15 protein-coding genes are annotated in these 13,483 nt (G+C 72.2%); 13 read left to right on the top strand and 2 right to left on the bottom strand.

All coding sequences use genetic code 11. From position 1 onward, the window contains the following. The first annotated feature begins 121 nt into the window (after positions 1–121). A complete protein-coding gene (locus ACFWP3_RS26490; RefSeq protein ID WP_384225633.1) occupies positions 122–1,288 on the top strand; it encodes a ferrochelatase in 1,167 nt (388 codons plus the stop codon). Positions 1,289–1,300: 12 nt separating this feature from the next. Then, positions 1,301–2,113 (top strand): inositol monophosphatase family protein, encoded by an 813-nt coding sequence (locus ACFWP3_RS26485; protein ID WP_384225630.1) that lies wholly within the window; start codon positions 1,301–1,303, stop codon positions 2,111–2,113. Between the two features lie 127 nt (positions 2,114–2,240). Here the strand turns inward: ACFWP3_RS26485 and ACFWP3_RS26480 are convergent, their stop codons facing one another. After that, positions 2,241–2,414, bottom strand: a complete 174-nt coding sequence (locus tag ACFWP3_RS26480) for a hypothetical protein (protein WP_384225627.1) — start codon at positions 2,412–2,414, stop codon at positions 2,241–2,243. A gap of 258 nt (positions 2,415–2,672) precedes the next feature. On the opposite strand from ACFWP3_RS26480, the gene ACFWP3_RS26475 reads away from it, so the two are divergent. The 4 genes from ACFWP3_RS26475 to ACFWP3_RS26460 all read left to right on the top strand — a co-directional run bounded on the left by ACFWP3_RS26475 (position 2,673) and on the right by ACFWP3_RS26460 (position 6,215). Further along, positions 2,673–3,326 (top strand): response regulator transcription factor, encoded by a 654-nt coding sequence (locus ACFWP3_RS26475; protein ID WP_030008767.1) that lies wholly within the window; start codon positions 2,673–2,675, stop codon positions 3,324–3,326. A gap of 5 nt (positions 3,327–3,331) precedes the next feature. Next, complete coding sequence (locus tag ACFWP3_RS26470) at positions 3,332–4,573, top strand: sensor histidine kinase (protein ID WP_384225624.1); 1,242 nt, start codon at positions 3,332–3,334, stop codon at positions 4,571–4,573. A gap of 382 nt (positions 4,574–4,955) precedes the next feature. After that, the gene (locus ACFWP3_RS26465; protein ID WP_030008769.1) at positions 4,956–5,252 is read left to right on the top strand and encodes a DUF4193 domain-containing protein; all 297 of its coding nucleotides are present in this window, start codon (positions 4,956–4,958) and stop codon (positions 5,250–5,252) included. Positions 5,253–5,264: 12 nt separating this feature from the next. Further along, complete coding sequence (locus tag ACFWP3_RS26460; RefSeq protein ID WP_384225621.1) at positions 5,265–6,215, top strand: hypothetical protein; 951 nt, start codon at positions 5,265–5,267, stop codon at positions 6,213–6,215. A gap of 79 nt (positions 6,216–6,294) precedes the next feature. Here the strand turns inward: ACFWP3_RS26460 and ACFWP3_RS26455 are convergent, their stop codons facing one another. Beyond that, a complete protein-coding gene (locus ACFWP3_RS26455) occupies positions 6,295–6,750 on the bottom strand; it encodes a DUF3093 domain-containing protein (RefSeq protein ID WP_384225619.1) in 456 nt (151 codons plus the stop codon). A 58-nt stretch (positions 6,751–6,808) separates the two neighbouring features. On the opposite strand from ACFWP3_RS26455, the gene ACFWP3_RS26450 reads away from it, so the two are divergent. The 7 genes from ACFWP3_RS26450 to ACFWP3_RS26420 all read left to right on the top strand — a co-directional run bounded on the left by ACFWP3_RS26450 (position 6,809) and on the right by ACFWP3_RS26420 (position 13,322). Then, positions 6,809–7,393 (top strand): PaaI family thioesterase, encoded by a 585-nt coding sequence (locus ACFWP3_RS26450; RefSeq protein ID WP_384225616.1) that lies wholly within the window; start codon positions 6,809–6,811, stop codon positions 7,391–7,393. After that, positions 7,393–7,929 (top strand): dUTP diphosphatase, encoded by a 537-nt coding sequence (gene dut, locus ACFWP3_RS26445; RefSeq protein WP_384225613.1) that lies wholly within the window; start codon positions 7,393–7,395, stop codon positions 7,927–7,929. Before ACFWP3_RS26450 ends, dut begins: the two co-directional genes overlap by 1 nt. A gap of 1 nt (position 7,930) precedes the next feature. Next, complete coding sequence (locus ACFWP3_RS26440; RefSeq protein WP_384225611.1) at positions 7,931–8,722, top strand: DUF3710 domain-containing protein; 792 nt, start codon at positions 7,931–7,933, stop codon at positions 8,720–8,722. Between the two features lie 174 nt (positions 8,723–8,896). After that, on the top strand, positions 8,897–11,470 hold the full coding sequence (locus ACFWP3_RS26435) for a DUF4118 domain-containing protein (protein ID WP_384225608.1): 2,574 nt from the start codon (positions 8,897–8,899) through the stop codon (positions 11,468–11,470). After that, the gene (locus tag ACFWP3_RS26430; protein ID WP_384225605.1) at positions 11,467–12,153 is read left to right on the top strand and encodes a response regulator; all 687 of its coding nucleotides are present in this window, start codon (positions 11,467–11,469) and stop codon (positions 12,151–12,153) included. The genes ACFWP3_RS26435 and ACFWP3_RS26430 overlap by 4 nt, the downstream gene beginning before the upstream one ends. 25 nt (positions 12,154–12,178) lie before the next feature. Next, entirely contained in the window at positions 12,179–12,598 is a 420-nt protein-coding gene (locus ACFWP3_RS26425; RefSeq protein WP_079154374.1) for an OB-fold nucleic acid binding domain-containing protein, read from the top strand. 4 nt (positions 12,599–12,602) lie between these two features. Beyond that, positions 12,603–13,322, top strand: coding sequence for a DUF3159 domain-containing protein (locus ACFWP3_RS26420; RefSeq protein WP_384225603.1), 720 nt, complete (start codon positions 12,603–12,605; stop codon positions 13,320–13,322). The last annotated feature ends 161 nt before the right edge of the window (positions 13,323–13,483 follow it).

Genomic DNA, 13,483 nt, shown 5'->3' with positions numbered 1-13,483 from the left:
AGCCACCCGCACGGGGAAAGCTCCCGACGTGGGAACTTAGGTTCACCTTACCTTTGGTCGGCACAGGGTCCGGGGCCGGGTCGATTCCCGCGCGCGCAAGCCGGGTGGCAGGATTCCATGCATGTCAGACCAGCTCCCCGCCGCCGCCCAGCCCCGGGCCGAAGGCCTCGCCGCCCCGTACGACGCCCTCCTGCTGCTCTCCTTCGGGGGGCCCGAGGGACCCGACGACGTCGTGCCGTTCCTGGAGAACGTCACGCGCGGGCGCGGGATCCCGCGCGAGCGGCTGGTGGAGGTCGGACAGCACTACTTCGGCTTCGGCGGGGTCAGCCCGATCAACGCGCAGAACCGCGCGCTGCTGGACGCGCTGCGCAAGGAGTTCGCCGGGCACGGACTGGACCTGCCGGTCTACTGGGGCAACCGGAACTGGGCGCCGTACCTGACCGACGTGATGCGGGAGATGGCCGCCGACGGCCGCCGCCGCATCGCCGTGCTCGCGACCAGCGCGTACGCCTCGTACTCGGGCTGCCGGCAGTACCGCGAGAACCTCGCCGACGCGCTGGCCGCGCTCGCCGAGGAGGGCGTGGAGCCGCCGCGGGTCGACAAGCTGCGGCACTACTTCAACCACCCCGGCTTCGTCGGCCCGATGACCGAGGGCGTGCTGGCCTCGCTCGCCGCGCTGCCCGAGGACGTCCGCGACGGCGCCCACCTCGCCTTCACCACCCACTCCATCCCGACGGCCGCCGCGGACACCTCCGGACCCGTCGGGGACCACACCGGGGGCGGCGAGGGCGGCGCGTACGTCCGGCAGCACCTCGACGTCGCCCGCGTGATCGCCGACGAGGTGGCCGCGCGGACCGGTGTCACGCACCCCTGGCGGCTCGTCTACCAGTCCCGCAGCGGCGCCCCGCACATCCCGTGGCTGGAGCCGGACATCTGCGACCACCTGGAGGCCCTGCACGCCGAGGGCGCGCCCGCCGTCGTCATGGTGCCCATCGGCTTCGTCTCCGACCACATGGAGGTCCTCTACGACCTCGACACCGAGGCCACCGCCAAGGCCGCCGAACTGGGCCTGCCCGTCGCCCGCTCCGCGACGGTCGGCGCCGACCCCGCTTTCGCCGGGGCCGTCCGGGAGCTCGTACTGGAGCGGGCCGCCAAGGAGCGCGGGGAGGCCGCCGCCGAGTGCTGGGTGGGAATGCTGGGCCAGAGCCACGACCTGTGCGCCGTGGGCTGCTGCCCGGGGCGGGCGCCCCGGCCCGCGGCCGCCGGCGCCGACAGCCCGTACGCGTAGGGAAGAGGAACCTTGATCTCCGAGATCTCCGACGACCTGAAGGCCGAACTGCTCGACGTGGCCCTGGAGGCCGCCCGGCAGGCCGGGGCCCTGCTGCGCGACGGCCGGCCGGCCGATCTGGCGGTGGCCGCGACGAAGAGCAGCCCCATCGACGTGGTGACCGAGATGGACATCGCGGCCGAGAAGCTGATCACCGGCATCCTCGCCGGGCGCCGGCCCGACGACGGCCTGCTCGGCGAGGAGGGCGCGGCCAGCCCCGGCACGAGCGGGGTGCGGTGGATCGTCGACCCGCTGGACGGGACCGTGAACTACCTCTACGGCCTGCCCAGCTGGGGCGTGTCCATCGCGGCCGAGTACCGGGGCGAGACCGTGGTGGGCGTCGTGGCGGCCCCGATGCGCGGGGAGACCTACCGCGCGGTCCTCGGCGGCGGGGCCTGGCTGGGCCCGGCGCGCCTGGCCTGCCGGCCCGCGGCCCCGCTGGACCAGGCCCTGCTCGGGACCGGCTTCGCCTACGTACAGACCCGGCGGGCCCACCAGGCCGAGGTCGTGGCGCGGATCATCCCGGTGGTGCGGGACATCCGGCGGGGCGGTTCGGCGGCACTGGACCTGTGCGACGTGGCCGCCGGACGGCTCGACGGCTACTACGAGCGCGGGCTGAACCCCTGGGACCTGGCCGCGGGCGACCTGATCGCCCGGGAGGCCGGGGCCCTGACCGGCGGCCGGCCGGGGGAGCCCGCCTCGGGCGAGCTCGCGCTCGCCGCGACGCCCGCGGTCTTCGCCTCGCTCCAGCCGCTGCTGGACGAGGCGGGAGCCTGGCACGACTGACGGCAGCGCCGGCGGCACGACTGACGCCACGGCCGGCGGCACGGCTGACCGGCCCGCGGCCGCGCATGAGTGAACCCCGGCCGCCCGGAGAGGGCGGCCGGGGTTCGGGCCGTGCGGAGGACTCGGGTCAGGAGGCGGGCACGGAGACCGGAACGCCGTGCTCGGCGGCGAGGCGCTGGAGGTCCTCCAGCTCCGCCTGTTCCACTTCCGCGAGGAAGTCGTCGCCCGCCTCGCGGGCCTGCCTCAGGTCCGACTGCGTGGCCCTGATGCGCTGCAGGAGACCCGCGGTGAATGCGTCCATGGTGGGTTCGCCCCCTCTTCGTGGCTTCGGCGGCGGCACGTGGCAGTCCGCCGTCAGGGAGTGGATGGGGTGTGCTCACGTCCTCCCCGGCACCCTGGGCCCAGAAACCTCGTAAGACGAGGGAATCCTCACCTCCGCTCGCGGCCGCCCGTCGCTGCACCCTGCGAGCGGCGTCTTACAGCCGGTTTACGGCCGAAACGGGCAGGATGGACGACGCAACACACATGTGCCCTGCTGGGCTGGAGGAAGGAAATCGACGTGCGCGTACTCGTCGTCGAGGACGAGCAGCTGCTCGCCGATGCGGTGGCCACCGGACTGCGCCGGGAGGCCATGGCCGTGGACGTCGTGTACGACGGCGCCGCCGCCCTGGAGCGTGTCGGCGTGAACGACTACGACGTGGTCGTGCTCGACCGGGACCTCCCGCTCGTGCACGGCGACGACGTCTGCCGGAAGATCGTCGAGCTCGGCATGCCCACGCGCGTCCTGATGCTGACCGCCTCCGGCGACGTCAGCGACCGCGTGGAGGGCCTGGAGCTCGGGGCGGACGACTACCTGCCCAAGCCCTTCGCCTTCACCGAGCTGACCGCCCGCGTGCGCGCCCTGGGGCGGCGCACCACGGTCGCGCTGCCGCCCGTACTGGAGCGGGCCGGCATCAAGCTGGACCCGAACCGGCGCGAGGTGTTCCGTGAGGGCAAGGAGGTGCAGCTGGCGCCCAAGGAGTTCGCGGTGCTGGAGGTCCTCATGCGCAGCGAGGGGACCGTGGTCTCGGCCGAGCAGCTGCTGGAGAAGGCCTGGGACGAGAACACCGACCCCTTCACGAACGTCGTACGGGTGACCGTGATGACCCTGCGCCGCAAGCTGGGCGAGCCCCCGGTCATCGTGACCGTGCCGGGCTCCGGATACCGGATCTGACGCGCGTGCCCGCCAGCCCGGCGCCACCGGTCGCGCCACCGAAACCGACCTGGGACCCCGGCCAGCCCGAGGGTCCTTTCCCTTGGCTGCGGCCGACCATCCGCATACGCCTCACGCTGCTGTACGGCGGGATGTTCCTGATCGCCGGCATCCTGCTGCTGTCGATCATCTACCTGCTGGCCGCCCAGGCCCTGCGGGAGGGAAACGCGCCCCCGTTCCAGATCGTCGGCGGCGAGGTGAAGGTCACCAGCAGCACCTGCCCGGGCGTGGTGGGCCAGCTGACGCCCAACGAGTTCAACGCCGCGATCGGCCAGTGCATGCTCGAACAGCGCCGGCACGCCCTGGACGACCTGCTGAGCCGCTCGCTGATGGCCCTGCTGGGCCTGAGCATCATCGCCTTCGCCTTCGGCTACGCGATGGCCGGCCGGGTGCTCTCGCCGCTGGGCAAGATCACCCGGACCGCCCGCCGGGTGGTCGGCTCCGACCTGACCCGGCGGATCGAGCTGGACGGGCCGGACGACGAGCTCAAGGAGCTCGCCGACACCTTCGACGAGATGCTCGACCGGCTGGAGCGGGCCTTCACGGCCCAGCAGAGGTTCGTCGCGAACGCCTCGCACGAGCTGCGGACCCCGCTCGCGATCAACCGCACCCTGCTGGAGGTGCACCTCTCCGACCCCGGGGCGCCGCTCGAGCTCCAGCAGCTCGGCAAGACCCTGCTCGCCACCAACGAGCGCAGCGAGCAGCTCGTCGAGGGCCTGCTGCTGCTGGCCCGCAGCGAGAACCAGATCGTCGAGCGCAAGCCCGTCGACCTGGCCGAGGTCGCCTCCCGCGCCCTGGACCAGGTGCGCGGGGAGGCCGAGGCGAAGGGCGTGGAGATCCGCGGCGAGCGCGCCCTGGCCGTCATCCAGGGCAACGGCGTGCTGCTCGAGCGGATCGCCCTGAACCTGGTGCAGAACGCCGTCCGGTACAACGTGCCGGAGGACGGCTGGGTGGAGGTCACCACCGAGGCCCAGCACGGCCAGGCGGTCCTCCTGGTATCGAACACGGGTCCCGTGGTTCCCGCGTACGAGGTGGACAACCTCTTCGAGCCCTTCAGGCGGCTGCGTACGGAGCGCACGGGCAGCGACAAGGGTGTCGGGCTCGGCCTCTCCATCGCGCGCTCCGTGGCCCGCGCACACGGCGGACGGATCCAGGCGATCCCCCGGGAAGGCGGTGGACTCGTGATGCGTGTCACTCTTCCCTTGTGAGCCCACCACCCCGTGTTCGCTTTTGGCTGAATGCCTGCCATGTGAAGCAAACCGATCCTGTGTGATCGATCACATGCCCGAGTGTCGGACCATGTGCGTTCTGTGACCCCATCACGGCCGGAACGCCCGGGACGTCCGGGTTTCCGGCCCCCCGGATGGCGGGAAATACACGGGGTGGCGTTTGTGCAAGACGGCCCCCGGACCGTGTACGGTCCCGGTCGTCATCCCAGCCGATTGCTCCTTCAGGCAGGCGGCTGGGTGTCGATTGAGTAACAGACCTTGATGTGAGGCAAAATCTCCGCCTCAGGTCGGGCACAAGTCCGGCCTCTCGCGCGTTACGTGCGCTGAGACACCGCTAACACCCAGAGGGGGAGAGCGAACAATGGCAACGGACTACGACACCCCACGCAAGACCGACGACGACGTCGACAACGACAGCATTGAAGAGCTGAAGGCCCGGCGTAACGAGAAGTCGACCTCGTCCGCGGACATGGACGAATTCGACTCGGTCGAGAGCATGGAGCTTCCCGGCGCGGACCTCTCCAACGAGGAGCTGGCCGTCCGGGTCCTGCCGAAGCAGGCCGACGAGTTCACCTGCATGAGCTGCTTCCTGGTGCACCACCGCAGCCAGCTGGCACGTGAGAAGAACGGTCAGCCGATCTGTCGCGACTGCGACTGAGAGGCGTCGGCCGTGGCTGGCTCGACACCGTTTTTTCGGAAGCACGGTCGGAAGCGCCGCTTCCGAAAATCCGGTGATCCGGCGGAGGCGCAGGCGGGAACCACGGACCCGGTCACGAGTCCTGGAACCTCCGGCGGCTCCGCCATGGGTAACGCCATCGTGCCCTCCGACACCGCCCCGGCGGTGCCGTCGGCCACAGGAGTCGGCGAGGAGGCCCGGCGCAGGTCCGGGGCTCGTCGGCTGCAAGCAGTCAGGAACGGTGTACGCAAGGGCGGCGAAAGTGTCAGGGACGCCGCCCTGTACGTCACCGACAGGATCATCGAGAACGCACCGCGCGTTCCGGTTCGGGACCTCGCGACCCTGCGCGCCCAGTTCCCGGGCCTCGGCCCCGATCAGCTTGCCGACAAGCTGATCCACGGCGCCGCCAACGCCACCTCCACCGTCGGCGCGGGCATCGGAGCGGCGGCCATGCTGCCCGTCCCGCCCGCCATGCCGGCGGAGCTGGCCGCGGAGATCACCGGCGTCGCCGCCATCGAACTCAAGCTCATCGCCGAACTCCACGAGGTCTACGGCCTGCGCCCGCCCGGCACGGTCGGACAGCGCAGCTTCGCCTACCTCACCTCGTGGACCGAGGAGCGCGGCGTCGACCTCACCAAGCCGACGACGCTGAACGCGGCCCTCGGCGGCCAGATGAAGCGCGAACTGCGCCAGCAGATCATGAAGCGGATGTTCCGCAACCTGCCCAACCTGATGCCGTTCATGGTCGGCGCGGCGGTGGGCGCGGTCATGAACCGCCGCGACACCCGGAAACTCGCCGAGAAGGTCCGTGGGGACCTGCGCGGCCGCGCCGTGCCCTGGGACGCCCTGCCGCAGCTCCCGCCCCTGGAACGGCCCTCCCAGCCCCTTCCCGAGGCCACCAGGGCCGCACTCGAGGGTCCCGGACGGCAAGGCGGCGGAGCCTGAGGGCCCGACCGCCCCGCACCACCGGACGGGACCGGATCCGCGACCGGATCCGCGACCGGATCCGCGACCGGACCGGGGATCAGCCCTTCGCCGCGAGGATGGCCGCCCGCAGGGCCTCCGGCTCGCGGGTGGAGACGTACACGTACGGGGTCGGGTCCGCCGGGTCGGTCACCTCGACGCGGACGGCCGTCGGCACGTAGCTGCGCATCAGCATGAAGGCCCGGGTGTCGGCCTTGTGGGTGCGCCAGGCGCGCGACTCCTCGGCGTCCAGGATCTCGGGGTCGCCCAGGGCCGTCACCGGGATCCGGGCCTCCCCCGCGGCCAGGGCGCCGTTCACCACGCGCACGCGCGCGGAGCCGTACGAGCTCACCAGCAGCCCGGCCAGCCCGGCGCCCCCGACCAGCCCGGCCAGCAGCGGCAGCGTGCCCAGCGGCAGCAGCATCAGCGCGCACGCGAGGCCGCTCAGTACGGCGATGCCCCACCAGGAGCGGGGGGCGGTCAGGCGTTCGTCGTGGTGCGCGGTGGAGGGCTGCATGCGCTCAAGCCTGCCACGAGGCGACCGGCGGGTAGCCGCGCGGGTAAGGTCTGCGGCTGTGAGTGGACGAAACACAGCGTTGACGCCGCCGGCCGATGCCGCCGCGCCGGTCCGGCACCCCGACGCGCCCGCACCCGGCGAGCTCCTCGGCGCGCACTACGAGCACTGCTTCGGCTGCGGCGGGGGCCAGCCGCACGGACTCCACCTGGAGGCCCGTGCGGGTGAGGGCGTGCGCGTCACCGCCGAGTTCACCGTCAAGCCCGCGCACCAGGGCGCCCCCGGTCTCGCCCACGGCGGTGTGCTGGCCACCGCGCTCGACGAGACGCTCGGCTCGCTGAACTGGCTGCTGCGCGTCATCGCCGTGACCGGCCGGCTGGAGACCGACTTCGTACGGCCCGTTCCGGTGGACACCGTGCTGTACCTCGACGCCGAGGTCACCGCCGTCGCCGGGCGGAAGATCTACTGCAGCGCGGTCGGCCGGATAGGCGGGCCCGAGGGGCCGGTCGCCGTGCGCGCCGACGCCCTGTTCATCGAGGTGAAGGTCGACCACTTCATCGACAACGGTCGGCCCGAGGAGATCCAGGCGGCGATGGCCGACCCGGACCAGGTCAGGCGCGCCCGCGCCTTCGAGGTGAACCCCTGATGTCCCTGAATGATCATGCCCCCGTCGACGTGCTGATCCGCCGCGTCGACCCGGAGGTGCCCCTCCCCGCCTACAGCCACCCCGGCGACGCCGGCTGCGACCTGGTGACGACCCAGGCCGCCGAGCTGGAGCCCGGCGAGCGGACCGTACTCCCCACCGGGGTGTCCATCGCCCTGCCCGACGGGTACGCGGCCTTCGTGCACCCGCGCTCCGGCCTGGCCGCCCGCTGCGGGCTCGCGCTCGTGAATGCCCCCGGGACGGTGGATGCCGGGTACCGTGGGGAGATCAAGGTGATCGTGGTCAATCTCGACCCTCGCGAGAGCGTCCGGTTCGAGCGTTTCGACCGCATTGCCCAGCTGGTTGTCCAGCGGGTCGAGAAGGTGCGCTTCCACGAGGTGGCGGAACTTCCCGGCTCGGCCCGGGCCGAGGGGGGTTTCGGCTCCACCGGCGGTCATCCGGCCGTGGCCGGATCCGGCGCTGGTCAGCAGGGTGGGAATGGCTACGCTTCGGTCGTAACCGACCGGGAAGGACAGTGACGTGTTCGGACGTCGCAAGAAGAACGACTCCGCCAAGGACGGCGGCGCGGCCGAGCAGGTCGATGACCGTGTGTCCGGCCTGGACGCCGACGAGCAGGACGGCGCCGAGGAAATCGACGCGGACCAGCCGCGCCGCGTGAACCTGCCCCCGGCCCCGCGGCCCGACGGCCCCTGGGACGTCTCCGAGGTGCTCGGCAACCCGGCCGACGGCCGGGTGGACCTGGGCGGCATCTTCGTACCCGGCGTCGAGGGCATGGAGCTGCGGGTCGAGGTCGCCGGTGACGCGATCGTCGCCGCGACCGTCGTCCTCGGCGACAGCGCCGTACAGCTGCAGGCCTTCGCCGCACCGCGCAAGGAAGGCATCTGGGGCGAGGTCCGCGAGGAGATCGCCGCGGGCATCACCCAGCAGGGCGGCATCATCGACGAGGTCGAGGGTTCGCTGGGCTGGGAGCTGCGCGCACAGGTTCCCGTACCGCTGCCGGACGGGCAGACCGGCGCGCAGCTGGTCCGCTTCGTCGGCGTCGACGGTCCGCGCTGGTTCCTGCGCGGTGTCATCTCCGGCCAGGGCGCGGTGCGCCCCGAGTCGGCGGGTGTCCTCGAGCAGATCTTCCGCGACACCGTCGTGGTCCGCGGTGACGGCCCGATGGCTCCCCGTGACCCGATCGTCCTGAAGCTGCCGAACGACGCCCAGATGGTGCCGGACGGCGTGCAGACGGAGGACCAGGAAGGCTCCCGCTTCGGCGGCGGCATGGGACAGCTGGAGCGCGGCCCGGAGATCACCGAGGTCCGCTGACGCAGGTCACGGCCCCTCGGGGGCACCTTTGCGCTCCGGGCCGGTGGGCCCCGCCGCCGCGGCGGGGCCCACCGGCCTTCGCGCGTCCTCCGGGGGCGTCAGGGATGCGTCAGAGATGCGCGTCCGGCCCCCGATCGGTGCGTGGACCCTGCGGGCGTCCCCGAGAATGGGCGCATGGGACGCGGCAAGCTCAGGATCTATCTCGGCGCGGCACCCGGTGTGGGCAAGACCTACGCGATGCTCTCCGAGGGCCACCGAAGGGTGGAGCGGGGCGCGGACTGCGTGGTCGGGTTCGTCGAGCACCACGGGCGGCCGCGTACCGAAGTGATGCTGCACGGCCTGGAACAGGTGGCGCGCAAGGAGCTCACCTACCGCGGGGCGGCCTTCACCGAGATGGACGTGGACGCCGTCCTCGCCCGGCGCCCCGCCATAGCGCTCGTGGACGAGCTCGCGCACACCAACGTGCCCGGCTCGCGCAACGCCAAGCGCTGGCAGGACGTGGAGGAGCTGCTGCGGGCCGGCATCGACGTGGTGTCGACCGTCAACATCCAGCACCTGGAGTCCCTCGGGGACGTGGTGGAGTCGATCACCGGGGTCCGGCAGCGCGAGACCGTGCCGGACGACGTGGTGCGCCGCGCCGACCAGATCGAGCTCGTCGACATGTCCCCGCAGGCGCTGCGCCGGCGGATGGCGCACGGCAACATCTACAAGCCGGACAAGGTCGACGCGGCCCTGTCCAACTACTTCCGCCCCGGCAACCTCACCGCCCTGCGCGAGCTCGCGCTGCTGTGGGTGGCCGACCGGGCCGACGAGTACCTCCAGCAGTACCGCGGCGAGCACGACATCCGCTCCACCTGGCAGGCGCGCGAGCGCATCGTCGTCGGGCTCACCGGCGGACCGGAGGGCCGCACCCTGATCCGGCGCGCCTCCCGGATCGCGGCCAAGGGCTCGGGCAGCGAGATCCTCGCCGTCTACATCGCCCGCAGCGACGGGCTGACCGCGGCCTCGCCGAAGGAGCTCGCCGTCCAGCGGACGCTGGTCGAAGACCTAGGCGGAACGTTTCACCATGTGATCGGCGACAACGTCCCCGAAGCGCTCCTGGCCTTCGCCCGCGGGGTCAACGCCACCCAGATCGTGCTCGGCTCCAGCCGCCGCAAGACCTGGCAGTACGTCCTCGGCCCCGGCGTCGGCGCCACCGTCGCCCGCGACTCCGGGCCCGACCTCGACGTCCACATCGTCACGCACGAGGCGGTGGCCAAGGGGCGCGGCCTGCCCGTGGTCCGCTCGGCGGCCCGGCTGGGGCGGCCCCGGATCGCGGCGGGCTGGGTGGTGGGCGTGGGCCTGCCCGTACTGCTCTGCCTGCTGCTCACGCACATCGAGGCGGACCTCGGGCTCGCCAACGACATGCTGCTCTTCCTGGCGCTGACGGTGGCCGCCGCGCTGCTGGGCGGCCTCTGGCCCGCCCTGGCCTCCGCCGCCGTCGGATCGCTGCTGCTGAACTACTTCTTCGCCCCGCCCCTGCACCGGTTCACGATCTCCGACCCGAAGAACATCGTGGCCATCGCCGTCTTCTTCGGGGTGGCCGTCTCCGTGGCCTCCGTGGTGGACCTGGCCGCCCGGCGCACCCACCAGGCGGCGCGGCTGCGCGCCGAGTCCGAGATCCTCTCCTTCCTCGCCGGCAGCGTGCTGCGCGGCGAGACCAGCCTGGACGCGCTGCTGGTCCGGGTCCGCGAGACCTTCGCCATGCAGTCCGTGGCCCTGCTGGAGCGCGACGGCGAGGTCGATCCGTGGCGGCGGGCCGGCAGCGTCGGCCCCGACCCCGTGGACCGGCCCGAGGACGCCGATGTCGACATGCCGATCGGCGACCACATGGCGCTGGCCCTGTCGGGGCGCGTGCTGCCCGCCGAGGACCGACGCGTGCTGGGCGCCTTCGCCGCCCAGGCGGCCGTGGTCCTGGACCGGCAGCGGCTGGTCGGGGAGGCCGAGGAGGCCCGCCGGCTGGCCGAGGGCAACCGGATCCGGACCGCGCTGCTGGCCGCCGTAAGCCACGACCTGCGGACGCCGCTGGCCTCCATCAAGGCGTCGGTGACCTCCCTGCGCTCCGACGACGTGGACTGGTCGGACGAGGACCGGGCCGAGCTCCTCGAAGGCATCGAGCTCGGCGCCGACCGGCTCGACCACCTCGTGGGCAACCTGCTGGACATGTCCCGGCTCCAGACCGGCACCGTCACCCCGCTGATCCGGGAGATCGACCTCGACGAGGTGATCCCGATGGCGCTGGGCGGCGTACCGGAGGACAGTGTGCTGCTCGACGTGCCCGAGACGCTGCCCATGGTGGCGGTGGACCCGGGGCTGCTGGAGCGGACCGTGGCCAACGTGGTGGAGAACGCCGTCAAGTACAGCCCGCCGGGGGAGCGGGTGCTGGTGGCGGCCAGCTTCCTCGGCGACCGGGTCGAGGTGCGGGTCGTCGACCAGGGGCCCGGCGTGCCCGACGAGGCCAAGGACAAGATCTTCGCCCCCTTCCAGCGGCACGGGGACGCGCCGCGCGGCGCCGGGGTGGGCCTCGGGCTCGCCGTGGCCCGGGGCTTCACCGAGGCGATGGGCGGCACCCTCGCGGCCGAGGACACCCCCGGCGGCGGGCTGACGATGGTGCTGACCCTGCGGGCGGTCGCGCGGGACGGGGTGGACATAGTGGAACGTGATCACGACCGTGATCAGCTGATGCGACAGAAGGCAGGACCTCAATGACCCGGGTGCTCGTGGTGGAAGACGAGCCGCAGATCGTCCGAGCCCTCGTGATCAACCTGAAGGCGCGCAAGTACGAGGTCGACGCGGCCGCCGACGGGGCGAGCGCCCTGGAGCTCGCGGCGGCGCGCCACCCCGACGTGGTCGTCCTCGACCTCGGCCTGCCCGACATGGACGGCATCGAGGTGATCAAGGGCCTGCGCGGCTGGACGCGGGTACCGATCCTGGTGCTCTCCGCCCGCCACACCTCGGACGAGAAGGTCGAGGCCCTGGACGCGGGCGCCGACGACTACGTCACCAAGCCCTTCGGCATGGACGAGCTGCTGGCCCGGCTGCGCGCCGCCGTCCGCCGCGCGGAGCCGACCGCCGGCTCCGGCGAGGACGAGGTGGTCGTCGAGACCGAGGGCTTCACCGTGGACCTGGCCGCGAAGAAGGCCGTACGGGAGGGCCGTGACGTACGGCTCACGCCCACCGAGTGGCACCTGCTGGAGGTCCTGGTCCGCAACGGCGGCAAGCTGGTCAGCCAGAAGCAGCTGCTCCAGGAGGTCTGGGGGCCCTCGTACGGCACGGAGACGAACTACCTGCGGGTCTACATGGCCCAGCTGCGGCGCAAACTGGAGGCGGACCCCTCGCACCCGCGGCACTTCATCACGGAACCGGGCATGGGATACCGCTTCGAGAGGTAGTGGGCGCGCCGGTACGCTTCCTGTTATGAGTGCTGAACCGCGTCCCGAGAAGCCCGCGAAGCCGGCCAGGCCGGTGGGCCGGTTCCGCCGGATGATAGAGCGGCTGTCCACCTCCCAGGAGGAGCTGCATTCGGCGGAGCTGCAGGAGGACGCAGAGGCCGCGGGGTGCACGCGGATCTGCGACTGCCACGACCGGCAGATAGTCAAGGTGACCGGCACCCTGCGCACGGTCACCTTGCGGCCGCGGGCCGGCGTCCCCGCCCTCGAGGCGGAGCTGTTCGACGGCTCGGCCGCGCTGGACGTGGTGTGGCTCGGGCGTCGCTCGATCGTGGGAATCGAGCCCGGCCGGCGCATGATCGCCTCGGGCCGGATCTCCATGACCCACGGCCGTCGGGTGCTCTTCAACCCGAAGTACGAACTCCGACCGCTCGGACAGGAGCACTGAACCGGTGACGTCACTCGACAAACCGACCACCCCAGAACCCGGTGCCGCCGGGGCTCCCGCCGATGACCAGAGCGCGGTGACGCAGGCGGCGCTGTTCGACGCCTTCGGCGGCATCCGGGGCACCGTGGAGACGATGCTCCCCGGGCTGCTGTTCGTCATGATCTACACGATCAACCGGGACGTGAAGCTCTCCGCGATCGCGGCGGGCGCGGTCGCCGTGCTGCTGGTGATCGTGCGGCTGCTGCGCAAGGACACGGTGAAGCACGCCTTCAGCGGGGTCTTCGGCGTGGGCGTGGGCGTGGCCTTCGCCCTGTTCACGGGCAGCGCGAAGGGCTTCTACCTGCCGAGCATGATCTACGGCGCGGGGCTGGGCGTGGCCTTCACGGTGTCGGCGCTGGTGGGCTTCCCGCTGCTGGGCGTGATCCTCGGGCCGGTGTTCAAGGAGAACCTGTCCTGGCGCACCCGCAACCCCGGCCGCAAGAAGGCGTACGTCAAGGCCAGCCTGGCCTGGGGCATCATCTTCCTGGCCAAGTACGCGATCCTCTTCCCGCTGTACTGGTGGGGCGACGCGACGCAGCTGGGCTGGGTCCTGATCGCGCTGAAGCTCCCGCCGATGGTGCTCGCGGTGTACTTCACCTGGCTCTTCCTGGCCAAGGCCCCGCCGCCGATCGACGTGATCGCAGAATGGGAAGCCAAGGAAGCCGCCCGCGAGAACCGGGCTTAGTCAGCCCCGCCGGCGTTTGAGGCGCGGGGCCTGGGGTGCCGGGCGTAGTCAGCCCCGCCGGCGTTTGAGGCGCGGGGTCTGGGGCGGAGCCCCAGCAACGGCGCCGCACCCGAACGCAAGCGCAGGGGCAGCACGAAGGGGCGGGCCGACCACCTGGTGGT

Origin of the sequence: Streptomyces sp. NPDC058525 (genome assembly GCF_042719495.1) — a bacterium.
Lineage (GTDB): Bacteria > Actinomycetota > Actinomycetes > Streptomycetales > Streptomycetaceae > Streptomyces.
The sequence above is the reverse complement of the archived record's forward strand: the minus strand, read 5'-3'. Positions and strand labels throughout refer to the sequence as shown.

Coding starts and splice junctions, on each gene's coding strand:
- ACFWP3_RS26490 (WP_384225633.1), top strand. CDS start 122: ATGTCAGACCAGCTCCCCGCCGCCGCCCAGCCCCGGGCCGAAGGCCTC.
- ACFWP3_RS26480 (WP_384225627.1), bottom strand. CDS start 2,414: ATGGACGCATTCACCGCGGGTCTCCTGCAGCGCATCAGGGCCACGCAG.
- ACFWP3_RS26465 (WP_030008769.1), top strand. CDS start 4,956: ATGGCAACGGACTACGACACCCCACGCAAGACCGACGACGACGTCGAC.
- ACFWP3_RS26455 (WP_384225619.1), bottom strand. CDS start 6,750: ATGCAGCCCTCCACCGCGCACCACGACGAACGCCTGACCGCCCCCCGC.
- dut (WP_384225613.1), top strand. CDS start 7,393: ATGTCCCTGAATGATCATGCCCCCGTCGACGTGCTGATCCGCCGCGTC.
- ACFWP3_RS26435 (WP_384225608.1), top strand. CDS start 8,897: ATGGGACGCGGCAAGCTCAGGATCTATCTCGGCGCGGCACCCGGTGTG.
- ACFWP3_RS26430 (WP_384225605.1), top strand. CDS start 11,467: ATGACCCGGGTGCTCGTGGTGGAAGACGAGCCGCAGATCGTCCGAGCC.
- ACFWP3_RS26425 (WP_079154374.1), top strand. CDS start 12,179: ATGAGTGCTGAACCGCGTCCCGAGAAGCCCGCGAAGCCGGCCAGGCCG.